Annotated in this window: 16 protein-coding genes and 1 pseudogene; 2 read left to right on the plus strand and 15 right to left on the minus strand. The window is 52.4% G+C overall.

What is annotated here, in order from left to right; translation table 11 throughout:
* Positions 1–317: 317 nt before the first annotated feature.
* Both NH461_RS08585 and NH461_RS08590 read left to right on the plus strand, forming a co-directional pair.
* Positions 318–527: a cold-shock protein gene (locus tag NH461_RS08585; RefSeq protein ID WP_255390498.1), complete on the plus strand. Its 210-nt coding sequence runs from the start codon at positions 318–320 to the stop codon at positions 525–527.
* Positions 528–938: 411 nt separating this feature from the next.
* Positions 939–1,148: a cold-shock protein gene (locus tag NH461_RS08590; protein WP_255390499.1), complete on the plus strand. Its 210-nt coding sequence runs from the start codon at positions 939–941 to the stop codon at positions 1,146–1,148.
* 135 nt (positions 1,149–1,283) lie between these two features.
* Here NH461_RS08590 and NH461_RS08595 read toward each other — a convergent pair whose 3' ends face one another.
* The 15 genes and pseudogenes from NH461_RS08595 to NH461_RS08665 form a co-directional block, all read right to left on the minus strand.
* Complete coding sequence (locus NH461_RS08595) at positions 1,284–2,021, minus strand: hypothetical protein (RefSeq protein ID WP_261599960.1); 738 nt, start codon at positions 2,019–2,021, stop codon at positions 1,284–1,286.
* A 294-nt stretch (positions 2,022–2,315) separates the two neighbouring features.
* On the minus strand, positions 2,316–3,359 hold the full coding sequence (locus NH461_RS08600; protein WP_261599961.1) for a PKD domain-containing protein: 1,044 nt from the start codon (positions 3,357–3,359) through the stop codon (positions 2,316–2,318).
* A 176-nt stretch (positions 3,360–3,535) separates the two neighbouring features.
* Complete coding sequence (locus NH461_RS08605; RefSeq protein ID WP_261599962.1) at positions 3,536–5,143, minus strand: ATP-binding protein; 1,608 nt, start codon at positions 5,141–5,143, stop codon at positions 3,536–3,538.
* A 21-nt stretch (positions 5,144–5,164) separates the two neighbouring features.
* Positions 5,165–5,908 (minus strand): response regulator, encoded by a 744-nt coding sequence (locus NH461_RS08610; protein ID WP_261599963.1) that lies wholly within the window; start codon positions 5,906–5,908, stop codon positions 5,165–5,167.
* A gap of 101 nt (positions 5,909–6,009) precedes the next feature.
* A complete protein-coding gene (locus NH461_RS08615) occupies positions 6,010–7,254 on the minus strand; it encodes an MFS transporter (RefSeq protein WP_261599964.1) in 1,245 nt (414 codons plus the stop codon).
* A gap of 110 nt (positions 7,255–7,364) precedes the next feature.
* Entirely contained in the window at positions 7,365–7,970 is a 606-nt protein-coding gene (locus tag NH461_RS08620; protein ID WP_261599965.1) for a DJ-1/PfpI family protein, read from the minus strand.
* Between the two features lie 27 nt (positions 7,971–7,997).
* Positions 7,998–8,441, minus strand: coding sequence for a GNAT family N-acetyltransferase (locus tag NH461_RS08625; RefSeq protein ID WP_261599966.1), 444 nt, complete (start codon positions 8,439–8,441; stop codon positions 7,998–8,000).
* Between the two features lie 36 nt (positions 8,442–8,477).
* Complete coding sequence (locus tag NH461_RS08630) at positions 8,478–8,951, minus strand: GNAT family N-acetyltransferase (protein ID WP_261599967.1); 474 nt, start codon at positions 8,949–8,951, stop codon at positions 8,478–8,480.
* A 78-nt stretch (positions 8,952–9,029) separates the two neighbouring features.
* A complete protein-coding gene (locus tag NH461_RS08635) occupies positions 9,030–9,167 on the minus strand; it encodes a hypothetical protein (protein WP_261599968.1) in 138 nt (45 codons plus the stop codon).
* 253 nt (positions 9,168–9,420) lie between these two features.
* Complete coding sequence (locus tag NH461_RS08640) at positions 9,421–9,771, minus strand: ethanolamine utilization protein EutQ (protein WP_255390506.1); 351 nt, start codon at positions 9,769–9,771, stop codon at positions 9,421–9,423.
* Positions 9,768–11,084 carry an NAD(P)/FAD-dependent oxidoreductase gene (locus NH461_RS08645; protein WP_261599969.1) on the minus strand — a complete coding sequence of 439 codons (1,317 nt, stop codon included), beginning with the start codon at positions 11,082–11,084 and terminating at the stop codon, positions 9,768–9,770. Before NH461_RS08645 ends, NH461_RS08640 begins: the two co-directional genes overlap by 4 nt.
* 13 nt (positions 11,085–11,097) lie before the next feature.
* Complete coding sequence (locus NH461_RS08650; protein WP_315903246.1) at positions 11,098–12,390, minus strand: NAD(P)/FAD-dependent oxidoreductase; 1,293 nt, start codon at positions 12,388–12,390, stop codon at positions 11,098–11,100.
* A pseudogene (locus NH461_RS08655) lies at positions 12,379–12,540 on the minus strand (rubredoxin); the annotation flags it as partial. The gene NH461_RS08650 and the pseudogene NH461_RS08655, both read right to left, overlap by 12 nt.
* Positions 12,541–12,665: 125 nt before the next feature.
* Entirely contained in the window at positions 12,666–14,102 is a 1,437-nt protein-coding gene (locus tag NH461_RS08660) for an aldehyde dehydrogenase family protein (protein ID WP_261599970.1), read from the minus strand.
* 2 nt (positions 14,103–14,104) lie between these two features.
* Positions 14,105–15,292, minus strand: a complete 1,188-nt coding sequence (locus NH461_RS08665; protein ID WP_261599971.1) for an aromatic ring-hydroxylating oxygenase subunit alpha — start codon at positions 15,290–15,292, stop codon at positions 14,105–14,107.
* Positions 15,293–15,425 lie beyond the last annotated feature (133 nt).

The raw sequence follows: 15,425 nt of genomic DNA on the forward strand, positions 1-15,425 counted from the left end.
CCTTCATGATCGGAGGCACCTCACATAAGCAAGAAAATACTTACAATACAATTGTATAGAGTTTGAGAATCGTTCTAAATTTCGTCTTAAAGCTGTGAATGCAACCACAAAACAGCCACTTTAGTATTTGCAAACAGCATATCAATGCCTACTCTTTTAGTGTCAGTAGTGTTTGGCAGTGATGAAACAATATGAACGTAAGCACTTCAGTATCGGAACTTGTGTAAGCATGTTGTACAGAAGGAAGAGTTTCAATTGTCACCAAGGTTAAATATTTATTGGCGTATTGTATTGATGTAAAAGATTCAGGAGACAACATGTCTAAAGCAACAGGTACCGTTAAGTGGTTTAATGAAGAAAAAGGTTTCGGTTTTATCACTCAAGACAATGGCGGTGCTGACGTATTCGTTCATTTCCGCGCCATTACCGGTGACGGATTCAAGACACTCGCTGAAGGCCAGAAAGTATCTTACGATACCGAGCAAGGACCGAAAGGTCTGCAGGCAGCGAACGTCGAGAAACTGTAATAAAATTTTGCATAAGTATGAACAAGGGCCACTCAGGCCCTTTTCTCGTTTATAACGGCAAAGCGATTTCCTGTTATATTTTCATCCTTATAGAGGGGTTTATCACCAATATCCTGTAAATCCCAAAGATTCTGCTACCTTACGCTGATACTAAGTTCACACTTTCTTCGATAAAGGCTTAATTCCATAAGTATTTGCTTGCCCTCCCCATCGCAATATGGCTTAATACCCATCGGCCTGTAATGCAGTCCTATTTATGCAGCAAATTGAAATAGAAAACTTCGTTCCACCACTTTGCGAGAAGTGTCGTTGTCCTGAAGAGCTCCATTGTCCTTTTGTCCATAAGTAATTGATTATGCTGGCTTAAGTGCGCTGATATGCGCGAGATTAATATTTTTCAGGAGACATCACATGTCTAAAGCAACTGGTACAGTTAAGTGGTTTAACGACGAGAAAGGTTTTGGCTTCATCACTCAAGACAACGGCGGTGCTGACGTATTCGTACACTTCCGCGCTATCGCTGGTGACGGCTTCAAATCTCTGGCTGAAGGCCAGCAAGTAACTTTCGACATCGAGCAAGGCCAGAAAGGTCCTCAAGCTGCGAACGTTGAAAAAATCTAAGTCCCTTAGATTTTAAAGAATATAGAAAGGGTGCCATTGGCACCCTTTTTCTTTGGCTGTTTCTCAGCCATTGTTTTCTCTCCTGCCCAGCCCAAGCGCGTATCACAACGCCATGGCCGGGCAAGATAATACGTCTTAGTTACTCACATTCAGGCTGTAGCGTACGGCAGTCATATCGACCCAGCGCTGATAGCCCAGATAATCATTTCTCGAATCACTATGCATCGAGTTCCCCTGCTGACTAAAGGTGAACTCACCTGGAACATAATCCACACTTTCCGGCGCATCACCATCGGACAGTTTCACGTTGAAAGGCGTCGATGCATTGATCGACTTCGTCCGGTCGATCAGAGTCGCCAAGGTAGCCGAATGTTCGCCCGGATTCTCCACATCCAGATTAAAACGAAGTCCAAGCACCATCTCCCTCAACGCACTGCCTTCTTTATGCTGGTACAACCATGCACCGCCGATATTCTCAACCGCAATATGTTTGACGGCGAAGTCATAAGCCATCCCTTCCCGGATCCGATACAACGTCGAGCCCACATAGCCTTCGACGTAAAAATCCAAATTATACGGCCAGCGACTGTAGCTGTAATTTGACGATTCAATATTGCCGGCACGTATGCGAATATCTCCATCATCAAACTTATCATTGGCGTTGATATCAAAGGTCACCGTCAGTTGTGTATGCCCAACGTTCTGTGCAACCTCGTTGGCCAGTTCAACTTCGACATCCAGCCAGTTGTTGATTGATTTGCTGTTGAAAGCATAAGAAGAGTTTTCCGTATGCTCAACAATATCGTCATCAGAGGTACAACCCACCAAAGGTAACACCAAAATACTCGGCAACAGCAAAGCCAGTTTTTTCATTCTTATAAATCCTTTATTCCACAGCATAGACGACCACAAATTCGGGCGGTGGTGTTGCCTGTCGACCCCTTCACCATACCGTTAACTGTATAGGTCAAAACTCAGAGCAAAAATCAGTCGCCATTTTATCGTAAATTCAGCGACATAGACTAGAGGTTCGACGAAGGTATCAGCAATCTTGTTCTCTACCACATCCCGACTCAAGAGAACCCTATATCAATAAAGAGCCCATATAAATAAAAAACCGAGCGCTCTTCAACGCTCGGTTCCTGGGTCAATATCATTTGTGGTGATTCAGCGGTGCCGGTAGGTCAATGAAGTCAGGTCCACGCTGGAATTCAGGCCGGTGTAATCATCTTGCGGATCCGGTACCACCGCTTGAGCGTGCTGGCTGTACACACCCTCACCCGGAATATAATCTGCACTGTTCGCGCTCAACACCATGGCCACCTGGACCGGTGTGTCGCTCTTGATGTCATTCACGCGGGCCAACAGGGCACCAGCCTGTTCGGCGCCTAGTGGCGAATATTCAGGGGTTTTATTCACTTGGATAGCAAGGACAGAATCCAAGGCCTTCTCCCCTGTCCCCCCTTGAGCCTGTCCCAGCCATCCCAACCGTTTCACGTTGAGCACCACGCTTCCCTTAGGCTGGGTCGCATGCCCCTGATCAGACAATGCCTGATCTTGTAGCTGATATAGCGTGCCATGAAGCATACTTTCAACAATCAAGCTCGAATCAGTCAGCCAGTTCGGGTTTGAAGGCTCAGCCGTCACCGGTTGCAGTACTCGAAAGCGAATATCCCCCTCATCAAACACCGCATTATGATTGATATCATAGGTGATGGTGAGCGCCGGATGCGCCGGCGATAAACTATCGTTCACCTGGGCAAGCGGGTGTTGAAAGTTCAGTAACATCTCGAAAACTGCTGGAGCGCCGGCTTGTCCCGGGACAGAAAACGGCGCCGATTGCAGGCCAGCCATGGCTTTGGCTGACGTCCCGGCTGTGTTAATGATGATCTTGACGCTATCTGTCCCCTTGCGATTGCCGGTATCGATGACGGTCAGCTCAAATACATATTCACCGACTTGATCCGGGTAGATGAACCGCGCACTCAGTTCGTCGGCATCCAGCAACGTTACCTGGCTCGGGCCACTGCTCTGACGCCATTGAACCGACTTGGTATCATACATATCCAAATGATGTGTCACCTTCCCCTGCAGGGCTACCGCCGTGATCGGCGTTGAAATCACCTGATCATCCCCGGCGTGAACCTCCGGTTGCTTCTTTTTATCCCAATCATCGGCATCCGTGCTGCACCCTACGAGTAATACAGCCACAACCAAACACCAGAATCCTTTTTTTACGTTCGATAAACACTGAGCCACAACGCCTCCTTAATCTCTTCTGCTGAATCTTCTTAAGATGAAGTAAAAAACAAGACTAAAGTTAACAGGATAAGCGGCACGGGTCTGTGGCGATGCGAAGACGTTTCTGGACAGTTTGTGACAGGTTCTCAGACAGCGGACGTCACAGGCAACGGCATCTGTTTCGGCCACACGATGGTAAAATTTGCCCCCCCAAGTGCTGAATGATGAATCGACACCTGCCCTTTGTGCCAAATCGCTATTTGCTGGACAATCGCCAGCCCTAAACCATGCCCGCTGTGTCGCTCCCGAGGGGCGTTGTTTTCCTGTGCAAACGGCTCAAACACTTTATTCCACGCACTCTCCGGGAGCCCGCAGCCGTCATCTTCGACAACCAGCGAACACTGGTCCCCTTGACAGGTCAGCGAGACCCGAATTGTCGTTCGGGCAAACCGTCCGGCATTCGAGAGTAAGTTATTCAGGGCGCGGATCATCGCCCGGCTATCCACAATGAGTGCGCTGCCTCTCATCGCCTCACAACAGTGATAGTCGATCATCAAATCGGTATGCTCATCCTGAAAATGCGCCAGCTCCCGCTCAACCTGTTGTGCCAGGATGCACGCCTTGAACTGACTGACATCTGCGATGCGACTATACCGGGATAACACCAGGGTTTGATTAATCAGATGGTCTAAATCATCAATGCTGGCACGAATGACATTTTCATATTTATCTTTCTGCGCCGTGGTAGTTTCTTCACTCCCCAGCATCTCAAACGCAAAACGCAAGCGGTACAGTGGTGTGCGCAAGTCGTGGGCAATGGCATTGGTCATCTCCCGCTGGCCCAGGATCATTTCTTCAATGCTATCCGCCATTTGGTTAAACGATCGTCCCAGTCTTTCCACCGTTGAAGAGCGGGAAACTTTGGCCCTCAGCTCAAGCCGCCCTTCCCCAAAATCGTTGGCGGTGACAGCCAGACGATTCAGGTCGCGCCATAAGGGATAAACCCACAAAAACATCGCGGCAGAAATACAGATCACGAAAGTGATCAACAAGAGCACATAGTACTGCCCAAGAGGATATTGAATATCTATCTGATCCGCTTTCAACACGTAGGGCGTGCGAAGACGGTAATACACCGTCACCAGACCATCCGGTTGCTGCTGGACCACCGGCTGGCCGCTGACCATCGTCTCATTTTCTGTTGCAGACAACACCAGTTCTTCGTCAGTCTGCAAGGTCAGGGAAAATGGAAACTGCGGGCTCACCGACTGAAGATACTGAGGCCACTTAGTGACCGGAAGCGCATCCATCGATTGTGCCAGGAGGTGTAAAGTACCAACACTGTTACGGCTAACATGCTCCGTCAGGGACGGATTGAGCCCCAATGACAAAGCCCAGGGACTATTTTCAACCCGATGTAGCAACATACTGTGATCCGTGGTGGTCAATACATAAGTCCCCGCCATTAATTTCTGTTGTTGATCAGAATCGAGCGGTAATGCCTCAATTTGTTGTAGCCGCAGGGAATAGCCGAAGTTTTCCGATAACCCCGCAACCACCTCAGGCCACTGTGCCGATGGGACAGCCTGCAATTGTTGCTCTATCAGATAAAAGGTGCCGCGGTACGTTTTTTCGTAATAGTTTTCTTCCACATACGTATTGATCAGACCAATCGGACTCAACCCCGTCGGCAGAATTAAGAACAAGGTTGGCATAAAGACGGCAAGCCACAGCACCGCAAACGCTTTCAACATAATGTCAGATCCCCCTGGAAATTAACGGATACAAAGCTGATAGCCTTTCCCGCGCACCGTTTTAATCACCTGATCCTGCTCTTTAGCGTCCCCCTGAAGTGTTTTGCGTAACCGCGAAATGCGCCGATCAATGGAGCGATCGAGCCCATCGTATTCTAACCCTCTGAGTTGCTGAACAATATCTTCCCGGGTCACCACCTCACCATGGTGCTTGGCCAGCAGGCACAGGAGCTCAAATTCTGCGGTAGTGAGCTCGACCGGCAGGCCGTAAAGCAGCACCATGCGCCGGGTCAAATCAATCTTGAGCGCACCAAACTGATAGTCAAACGGCTGCTGTTCCGAGGGGGCGGATTGTTCCGATGAAGCGGATTGCAGCGGTGCGGCTCTGCGCAGCAATGCCCGGATCCGGGAGAGCAATAAGCGGGGCTGCACCTGTTTGATTACATAATCATCCGCACCTAACTCGAGTCCCAGCATCTGATCGATATCATCATCCAATGCGGTTTGCATTAAAATGAACCCCTCATAGTGCTGTCGGACCTGACGACAGACTTCCATCCCACTCAGGCCCGGCAGCATAATATCCAGAATCACCAAATCCGGTTGTTCATCAATGATTCGCGTCACCGCGTCTTGGCCATCACAAACCACCGACACGGTAAATTCGTAGCGCTCAAGGAAATCCTGAATCAACACCGCCAAATCAAGATCATCTTCAACCAACATGATCCGCTTATGCATGCCAACCTCTGATATATCATCCATGTGTTCAACGCCATCTCCTGTACTTTTCCACCGATCATACAAGATCTCCGGCACTAGACTGTGACAGTTTGTGACGACAATTGTTCTCTCCCGACTCCGGCTCAGGCCTCGGCTGGAATGGCAATCCGCTTCTGATATTGCGCCATTGCCATTAAGCACAGGGCTGCCGCCATCGAGACCACAATCACCGTCAACCAGGTTGTTTCAAATCCCCAATGATCAATCGCCAACCCTATCAGCGTAAAGCTTGGTAGCACAATCAGGTTTTTCATGGTGGTTAATACCCCCTGGATCCGTCCGCGATGGCTTTTAGGCGACTGATTAGCAAGATAAACCCCCTCTTTGGTCACCAGCAACACTTCGGCAGCCGAGAGGAAAAACCAAGCGAAGAAGTGAATCGGGATCGTGGGGAGCGCCATGACAAGCCCATACCCCACCGCGAACAGCAGACCCGCATACGCCAGGGTGACGATCTCAGCCTGATGGGTTGTCAGCCGCATTAACAATGGGGTGATCACCACCACCAGAATACAGGCGTAGGTCATCAACTGACCAAACAGCACCGGACCATCGGTATCGAATATATCATTCAGATACAGCGGGCTGGTCATCGTCATTTGGTTCAGGGCGATCCATAGAAGCGCACATAGCCCGGTGAAGACCAATAATCTTGGCCGCTGCTTGAGCACCTGCCAGACCGAGCCTTCCACTGCGCGCTCCAGCTCTGAATGTGTTTCATCCTCCGATGCATGATTGTGCCCATCGGTGCGGATGAAAAACATCACCAACCCAATCCCGACCAACGCAGCAATCCCGTTGCCCCAGAAGATCCAAGTAGTGTAATTCCAGAACAGATATCCGGCCACCAGCGGCCCTGCAGCAGAGCCCAGGTTAAATGCCAGGTAGCTTAACGACATCACCGCATCACGGTTGGTCGGAGTCGACAGATCCGCAACCAACGCATTACTGGCCGGAAGCGCAACCCCGAAAAAGAAATAGGCGGCAAACAACAGGATCGGGATCAACTGAGCATGATCGCTATAGAATCCACAAATCAGCAGGATCACCGCACCTGCCAGCTCCCCCCACACCATAATTTTTTTGTGACCCAGGCTATCTGCCAATTTGCCGCCGCACAGGCCGCCAAGAACAAACAGAGCCATCACGCCCATCGCCAGCGTACCGGCAACCGTCGCGGAATAATTCAGTTTTTCCGTCAACAAAAGCAGGAGAAAGGGAATGATGAAGTTGCCCAGGCCCAGAATAAACCGGGCCACAGCGATGACATAGATGTTACCCGGTAACCCACGATACAGCGCGAGCGAACGTAATAATTGATTCAGCATGCAGTTCCTTGCATTGATGCACAAGCACTGATAACTCCTGCCAGCGCGAAAAATATGTGGCAGCCGTTTCACCGAGCTGCCACGTCATCAAGAAAATTCAGATTGCGGGATCAGCTGACAATCGCTGACTGAATGCTCGATGAGATGATCTCATCAAACATCTCAGCCTGACCGGCAGGGAGTAACTGCCGGTGAATTTCCCGCCGTTTCGCTTCTCCGCAAAGGCGCTCTGCGATCCAGCCGGTTAAATACAAACTCGACAGGCAGCCACCCGCTGTCGCGATATTCCCATCGACTACCAGCGCCTGATCCTCAACCGTGGCGCCCATCGCTTCCAGGCTTGGTTTCGCATCCGGGTGCGTGGTCAGCTTCCGCCCCACCAGCAAACCTAACCGGTAAAGAATAAATGAACCGGCACAGATGGACCCAATCAACTGTCGTTCGGGATCCAGGCGGAAAGCCCCCATGAATTCAGGATCGTCAAGCACCGCCGGCACGCCTTTATAACCACTGACAAACAACACGGCATCTGCCGCGTTGGCTTGCGCAATATGGCCATCCGTTTGAACTTCGATGCCGAGTGTCGATGTATGACTTGCTTTGGTCCCCAGAACGCGAACCTGCCAGTCCTTATCGGAACGACCGAAGATATCTCTCATTAAAAAGAAATCAACATCGGTGAATTCATCAAATAAAACAATCGCAATTTGATACATAACGCCTCCCGGGGGGACAAGGTCCGGTTAACTGTTTGGGTCGTGAATGAAATCGAAAAAATGCGCATCTTCCGAAGCGACGGTAAAACCCAGCTTGTGGTACAACGCGACAGCCGGCGCATTATGTTTAAAGCAGCTGAGCGTCAGCGGTTTCCCTGCCCGGTGAGCTTCCTGTTGCAGCTGGTTCGTGATCGTCACGCCCAGCCCTTGGCCCCGCCACGACTCAAAGACCGCCAGCAGGTGAAGATGAACGCTTTGCTCGATGTGCTTATAACAGACCAACCCGACCTGCTCTCCCTGAAAGACAACCCAGTAAAACCACGCCGGTTGTAACCGGGACGCAAAGTAATGCTGCTGAAACGCCTCGTCCCAGCCAAAGGCGGCCTCGATCACGGGCTGCATCGACGATTTGAAAATTTCAAACGTTAAAGGCTGCTCTGTTTCACTTACGCCGATTAATTCTATGTCCATCACTCTGTCACTCCTTCGGGTTAATTCAGTGCGATCCTATGGCGTAAACGCGAGTTTCATAATATGTTGCGGCCCGGCGGCCCCACCAAGATACAACGAGCCGGTATCTTCAAACCCGCCACTTAAATAACAGTGCTTTGCCCCGGGGTTTTTACAATTGACCGTGAGGTACATTTGCTGGAACTGGGGATAAGCCTGCGCTAAGAAACCATTAAGTTGCTGCACGGCTAATTTCCCGAAGCCCTGGCCCTGATATTGCTGATCAATCAAGTAAGCTCTTAAACCAAGACTGCCCGGTTCAGCAAATTCATAGTTGTTGGCATACGTGGTATCAATCAGAAAGAAACCAACCACATGACCGTCTGACACGATCACATGGGGGTGAACGACGCTATCAATGTTGACCAGGATTTCATCGATGGTACCAACAAATGGTAGTTGCTCATCTGTCACACTTAATTGGATCACCTCATCCAAATGATGAGGCTTCATTGCTTCAATACGAATCACAGTTCTTCCTTATAACTGACTTAATTAGACATCCTGAAATATGCCGTGACACTTCAGGTCAACCACCAGAGCGACCGCTTATTCTGCGATTTCAAAGATAGAATCAATAATGATGGGCAAATTGCCGGTTCGGACACAATGGCAGTAACTGCCTTTGGGATCGCTTGCGGCGGGTAATACCAGCTCGAGCGATTCGAGCCTGCGTTCTATTTCCATCCATCCTCCATGATTGGGTTCAGTGTGACATCCTGTCACTGTAATATGCCATCGCGTTGATATATTAATACAATCATAACAATAAAGTAAAAAATGATGTGATAAGTGAAGGACATAGCCTCATCGACTGAGGCCACGGACTGAACAGCTACCGTCAGGTCGTAAAAAGCAAGGGAGCAGATTCCATCACGGACAGAAACAGCAACGCCGGACCAGGGTCCGGCGCTTATTCATATCAAAAGCTGTTCACGCATTACTGAATGCCGTGCAGTTCTTTCCAATTGCCCGGATGAACCACATAGCCAAACAGCGCATGTCCGCCGTAGATCAGCTCGGTTCCTTCCGGGATCCACAGCATTTGCCCCGGATACACCTTGTGCGTTTTCCCGTTGGCGGTCAGCTCAAAGCAGCCTTCGATCACGAAGACCACTTCGTCATAGAGGACCGTCCAGGCGACTTCGGCGCCTTCCCATTTGGCGAAGCCAACCCCGAGATTGGGAGAGACTTCCGGGCTCAGTGCCCGGGCCACATAAGCCATCCCCGGCGTGTCACCGCGAACGTTAAACTCGAGCGACTGACTGTCGATCACTTTCACTTGCTTCATAATTCACTCCGGCTTTGCCATTTGGCCAACTGAATTCGACTTCGAACGCCGAGGCCCAGGAACGGCTCGGGTGGATTCAGACTTGGCATCCCTGTCACCTGGCGGATATCGGTCAGCGCGGTGGAAGATGCCCCCATCACATAATCAGCCAGTAAGGTACCCGAAATAGTGCCCCACGCAGCGCCAACCCCGTTATCACAGGCGCTGGCATAAACCCCGTCATCCAGTTGACCAAAGAAGTTGGTGAAATTACGGGAAATCGCGTAGACACCGCCCCAGGTATGGGTAAACGGTACCTCCGCCAACTCCGAATAGCGCGCCTGAAACACCTGGCGATGATCGTTGTGGATCTGCTGCCGCACAGCATCACTGATACTGGCGCCGTATTTCGGTACATGTTTGTACGTGTTGCGGATCAGGATCCGCCGATCAGCCGTCATCCGCAGGGTGGTCCCGGCATGATCGGCCGGGGTCAGCCCCCAGTTAAGCTGCCCGCCATATCGCTGCATTTCTGCATCGGTCAGCGGCCGTGTCCAGCTGGCAAAAGTCATTACCGGCAGCAGGCGGTTTTTCAGGTAACCAAACTCACGGGTAAAGATACTGGTGCCGAGCAGCAGCTCAGGCGTATTCACCACCCCGTGATCGCCCTGCAAAACCCAGTTGTCACCCGCTTTGCGAAGGCTGCGAATGGGTGAGTTTTCAAAGACCGTTACATTCTCCGGCAAACTGTCACCCAGCCCGCGCACCAGTGCCGCAGGCTGCATCAGGTAACCCCCGGGGGTGTAAATGGCACGGCTGTAATAATTGGTACCCAGCACTGTGGCCAACTCAGCGCCGCCAACGTGCTCAAACGGCTCGCCAAGATCGGTCATCAGATGCTCAAAATGATCGAGATACGCTTCGCCGCGCGCGCCGACTGCACCCTGATATTTGCCGACGGCTGACCACTGGCAATCAATCCCATATTGTTTGACCAACCGGGACAGCTGTGAAATCGCCGACCGATTCAGAGACAGCAGCTTTTGCTTGTGCGCAGGATCAGGATGCTCAAGGGCAAACTTGTGCGGCAAATCGATCACAAAGCCGGAGTTACGCCCCGACGCTCCCTGTCCAATCCGCTGGGCATCGATGAGCACGATCCGGGATTCAGGGCTGAGTACCGCCAGTCGCCGGGCCATCGCCAGTCCGGCAAACCCAGCGCCCAGCACCACGTAATCCGCGTATTCTTCTCCTTTGAGCTGTGGTTTGCCCGGAGCATCGGGTAGCGCTTGATACCAGCCGCAGGTATGATCATCATTCGGTAAATGAATCATTTCCTCTCTCCCACTACGCTGCAGATTGTTTGAGGGACAACTGTCCCAGCCACTGCGACCGCAGGGACTGAACCTGTTTTCCGAGCAAGGCAAAGCCGGTCATCATCCCTTCCGGCGAATAGAACGCAGCTGTCAGATCATCGCCTTGCTGCTCGACCACCCATTCCCCTGCAGTGCCGGCGGCGACCGGGAAAACAGAAAGCGGCAGGATTGGCGTTTTCACCAGCACCGGCGTCGGTGACAAGGTCACAGGTGTCAGATGACCAAGCAGGCTTGCGGCCAGCGATGGGATCATCTGATTGATCGGCGCAATATAAGGCTGCCAGCCTTGGGCCGTTTCGACACAGTCCCCCAGCGAGAAAATATGCGGATCGCTGGTCTGGCCGTATGGGTTCACCGTGATCCCACGTCCGACGTCCAACCCGGCTTGCGCAGCCAAAGCGACATTCGGCTTGAGACCAACCGCGCTGAGCACCAAATCGGCCTCGAGCTGCTTACCGCAGGTCAACTGCAAGGTATAACCGGATCCCGGATTGCCTGAAGCCGGTTCAATGCTGGCAATACTGTCCTGCAGTGCCCAGGTAACGCCTTGCGCACTGAGTGCACTTTGCAGCGCTTCACCGAGTTGCTGCGGTATCAGGCGCTCCATCGGCCATTGGCCAAGCCCAATCACAGTCACTTCAAAGCCGCTTGCAATCAGATCATTGGCAAACTCACAGCCGATCAGGCCATCACCGAGGATCGCAATACGTTGCTTGCCTTCAAGCTGCTGCCGGAAGCGACGATAATCGACCAGGTCGTTCACGCTCACCACCCCGGTACGATCACCGGCAATCGGAATTTCAATCGGTGACGCCCCGGTAGCCAGCACGAGTCGGCTGTAAGCATAGGTGCCGATACTGGTGTACAACGTTCGGTTGTCACGATCGATCTGCGCTACCCGGGTATGCGGATAAATTCGGATATTCAGCCGTTGCTCCCATGCCAACGCGCTCTCACTCTGCAGGCCATCGCCGTCTTTGCCCATCGCCAACGCATTGGACAACGCCGGTTTACTGTACAGCGCGCCATCATCAGCAGTGAAGACGGTGATCGGCACATCGGCCGACTGTGCCCGGAGGGCGGCTGCCAGCTGATAACCGCTATGCCCACTGCCGATGATCACAATCGGCTCAACCGCAAATGTCGATTGACCCACTTCCTGCGGCGTTGGCTGATCTGCCGGGATCACACGACTCTCAGAGGTGCTCGACACCGCGACGACATCTGTCATTGCTTCCGTCTCGCCCTCGGTGATTTCAATCATTTCAAAATCGGCTTTGCCGACCAGACAATCCGGGCAAAGCCAGTCATCCGGCACATCTTCCCAAGCTGTCCCCGGCGCAATGCCATCTGAAGGCCAGCCTTGCGCTTCATCGTAAATTAAGCCACAAATGATACAGAGCCACTTTTTCATTACTTTGTCTCCAACGACCTTGTTGCATTGCCCTGCCCTGAACATCGGCACTCACGCCACCCTGACCCGTTCCATTCATCAAGGCAGCGTGAGGCAGATGAAAAGGAAACCAATGTTCTGGCCTACTACTCGTTACTGTCGTGCTGCAAGCGAATCGCGATGTTTCTGGTATGGACATAGCTATAAATCGCTTCCTGTCCTTTCTCGCGGCCAAACCCGGACAGCCCGACGCCGCCAAACGGGGTTTCAATGCCACCGGCGAACCATTCGTTGATAAACACCTGGCCGCCACGCAACTGCTGCGCCACCCGCAGAGTCTGGTTCAGGTTTTCCCCAAACACCCCGGCCACCAAGCCAAATTCAGTGCCATTGGCAATCGCCACAGCTTGTTGTTCGGTCTCAAACGGGGTGAGCACCAGCACCGGGCCAAACACTTCTTCCTGAGCGATGGTCATTTCGGGTGTCGCTTCAATCACCGTCGGAGCGACGAAATAGCCGGACAGTTCCGGGGCGTACCCGCCGGTGAGGATGTTGGCCCCTTCTGAACGGGCCTGTTCAATCATGGCGAGCACCCGCGTTTGCTGATCTTCAGAGACCAGCGGTGTGAGATCCGGCTGGCTTTCACCCTGACCGATCGTCAACCCTTCAGCCATCGCCACGACCGCGGCTTTGACTTCCTCATATCGATCCTGCTGCACCAGCAAGCGCGACATCGCAGAGCAAACCTGACCGGCATTGAAGAAAATCCCGACCTGAACGCTTTTCAGTAGCGTGTCCAGGTTGGCATCTTTCAGTGCAATCGCCGCAGATTTACCGCCCAACTCCATCACCGACGGCGTTGCTCGGTGCGCGGCATCTTTGAGGATCCGCTGACCGGTCGGCACCGAGCCGGTAAAGACGATCTGATCGACTTCCGGGTGCTGCACCAGATGGCTGCCGACTTCCGAGCCTTTACCACACAGCAGGTTGATCGCCCCTTGCGGGAAACCGGCGTTTTCAATTGCCTTGACCAGCAACGTCATCGCCAGAGGCGAGATCTCCGGAGATTTGATCACCACCGCGTTGCCTGCCGCCAGGGCCGGCGCCAGCGAGCGGGCGCAAATCGAGACCGGGAAGTTCCACGGCACAATCTGTACCGAGACCCCGAATGGCACGTACTGGGTAAAATCGACATAGTCTTTGCCGAGCGGGATCGACGTTCCTTCCAGCTTGTCCGCCATCCCGGCGTAATATTCGAAATAGCGCGCGGATTCCAGAAACTCATCTTTGGCGTCCTGCAGCGACTTGCCGTTTTCCCGGCAAGCCACCAGCCCACCTTCGTCAACCATCTCACGGATCGCCGCTGCAGCCTTGAGCATCCATTCAGTTCTGACCGCCGGTCGAACATCCGACAACAACCCTTCATTCACGCAGCGGCGGGCAGCGGCCATGGCCCGGTCCGCATCGGCAATATCGGCCTGGGCAATCGTGGCATAAGGATCCGCCGTGCCCGGATTCATCACCGTGAGAGAGCGGTTCGCGTCACACCACTGACCATCAATGTAATTGAGATAATGGCTCATGATCAGGCCTCCATCGCCGATTTCACTTGTTTGGCCAGCCAGGTCTGGAAGAAGTGGGTCGGTACATCCATCTCCGGCGAGAACACCCCGCCGCCAAAGCCAGGCGAGTGACGGCCCTGCTGCATGCCTTCCACGGCACCGATATCTTCTCCGAACACCACGCGCCAGGACTCCACGGTTGCGGTGCGACAGGCGGCGAATTCATCTTTGGTCGCTTCATCACCGACATAGAAGATACGCAGGTGCTCGATACTCTTATCGGCACTGATAGGTTCGATCATCATGGCGAAAGCATGATCCGCCTGGATCCCCAGCAAGACATTCGGGAACAGCGCGATATATTCGGCGTGGCGCAACTTATCTTCCGGCCAGCTCGGGAATTTCGGCAAGTGGGTGCCCGCAGTATCCGACAGGTTGTAAGCCAGACTTCCCTGACCTGCAAAACGCTCGTCGAACATGATGTTGTAGTGATCTTCAAGCCGCGAGTAGCTGTTCAGGCTCGGATGCACCCAAGGCAGGTGGTAGGCTTCGCAGTAGTTTTCCACCGCCAGCTTCCAGTTACTGTTGACTTCAATTTCCAGGTTGCCGCCCATGTTCACCCGGCGCAGCAGGCCGAGCCCGTCATCACCAAGGAATTGCTGCCAGCGTTGCTCCAGCGGTGCAATATGCTGCTCGAAACTTGGCGCATCGCCTGACAGATTGACAAACACCATGTCCATCCAGACCGCAGAGCGAAGCGGTTTCAGACCGTGTTTTTCACACTTGAAGCGGTCATCTTTGTGCTTGGCGATCCCACCGATATGCGGTGTGCCTTTCAGGTTGCCGTCCAGATCATAGGTCCAGGAGTGATACGGACAGCGGATCATTCCCTGCACCTCACCGGCTTCATGCACCAGCTTCATCCCACGGTGACTACAGACGTTATGGAACACCTGAACTTCCCCCTGGCGATTTTTCATCAGCAGCAGTGGCAGGTTCATGAAATCTACGGGCATCACATAGCCGTTTTTGACCAGATCGGAAGCAAAACCAATACAGACCCAGGTATTACCAAACACCTGATCGCGCTCAAACGTAAAGTATTCAGCGTTAGTGTAAGCGTCGTTCGGCATCCCGGTCGCCTCGCTGATGGGGTTGAGGACGCGATCGACCAGTTCAATAGGGATAATGGTTTGATTGACATTGCTCATATTCTTATCTCCGAAAATAGAGTGGTATCCAGTGCGCACAACATCGTGTTGTTGTTTGAAAAGCTATTTGAATCGTTGCTTGAATGGAGATGATTCTGGTTAACAACGTCGTAACAAACAAACGACTTTTTCG

The sequence above is a fragment of the Photobacterium sp. TY1-4 genome, from assembly GCF_025398175.1.
Lineage (GTDB): Bacteria > Pseudomonadota > Gammaproteobacteria > Enterobacterales > Vibrionaceae > Photobacterium.

What these genes read in the sequence shown, in the direction of transcription:
- NH461_RS08635 (WP_261599968.1), bottom strand. Translation starts at nt 9,167, where the DNA reads ATGGAAATAGAACGCAGGCTCGAATCGCTCGAGCTGGTATTACCCGCC.
- NH461_RS08605 (WP_261599962.1), bottom strand. Translation starts at nt 5,143, where the DNA reads ATGTTGAAAGCGTTTGCGGTGCTGTGGCTTGCCGTCTTTATGCCAACC.
- NH461_RS08660 (WP_261599970.1), bottom strand. Translation starts at nt 14,102, where the DNA reads ATGAGCCATTATCTCAATTACATTGATGGTCAGTGGTGTGACGCGAAC.
- NH461_RS08640 (WP_255390506.1), bottom strand. Translation starts at nt 9,771, where the DNA reads ATGAAGCAAGTGAAAGTGATCGACAGTCAGTCGCTCGAGTTTAACGTT.
- NH461_RS08595 (WP_261599960.1), bottom strand. Translation starts at nt 2,021, where the DNA reads ATGAAAAAACTGGCTTTGCTGTTGCCGAGTATTTTGGTGTTACCTTTG.
- NH461_RS08665 (WP_261599971.1), bottom strand. Translation starts at nt 15,292, where the DNA reads ATGAGCAATGTCAATCAAACCATTATCCCTATTGAACTGGTCGATCGC.
- NH461_RS08585 (WP_255390498.1), top strand. Translation starts at nt 318, where the DNA reads ATGTCTAAAGCAACAGGTACCGTTAAGTGGTTTAATGAAGAAAAAGGT.
- NH461_RS08650 (WP_315903246.1), bottom strand. Translation starts at nt 12,390, where the DNA reads ATGATTGAAATCACCGAGGGCGAGACGGAAGCAATGACAGATGTCGTC.
- NH461_RS08610 (WP_261599963.1), bottom strand. Translation starts at nt 5,908, where the DNA reads ATGGATGATATATCAGAGGTTGGCATGCATAAGCGGATCATGTTGGTT.
- NH461_RS08615 (WP_261599964.1), bottom strand. Translation starts at nt 7,254, where the DNA reads ATGCTGAATCAATTATTACGTTCGCTCGCGCTGTATCGTGGGTTACCG.
- NH461_RS08590 (WP_255390499.1), top strand. Translation starts at nt 939, where the DNA reads ATGTCTAAAGCAACTGGTACAGTTAAGTGGTTTAACGACGAGAAAGGT.
- NH461_RS08645 (WP_261599969.1), bottom strand. Translation starts at nt 11,084, where the DNA reads ATGATTCATTTACCGAATGATGATCATACCTGCGGCTGGTATCAAGCG.
- NH461_RS08620 (WP_261599965.1), bottom strand. Translation starts at nt 7,970, where the DNA reads ATGTATCAAATTGCGATTGTTTTATTTGATGAATTCACCGATGTTGAT.
- NH461_RS08625 (WP_261599966.1), bottom strand. Translation starts at nt 8,441, where the DNA reads ATGGACATAGAATTAATCGGCGTAAGTGAAACAGAGCAGCCTTTAACG.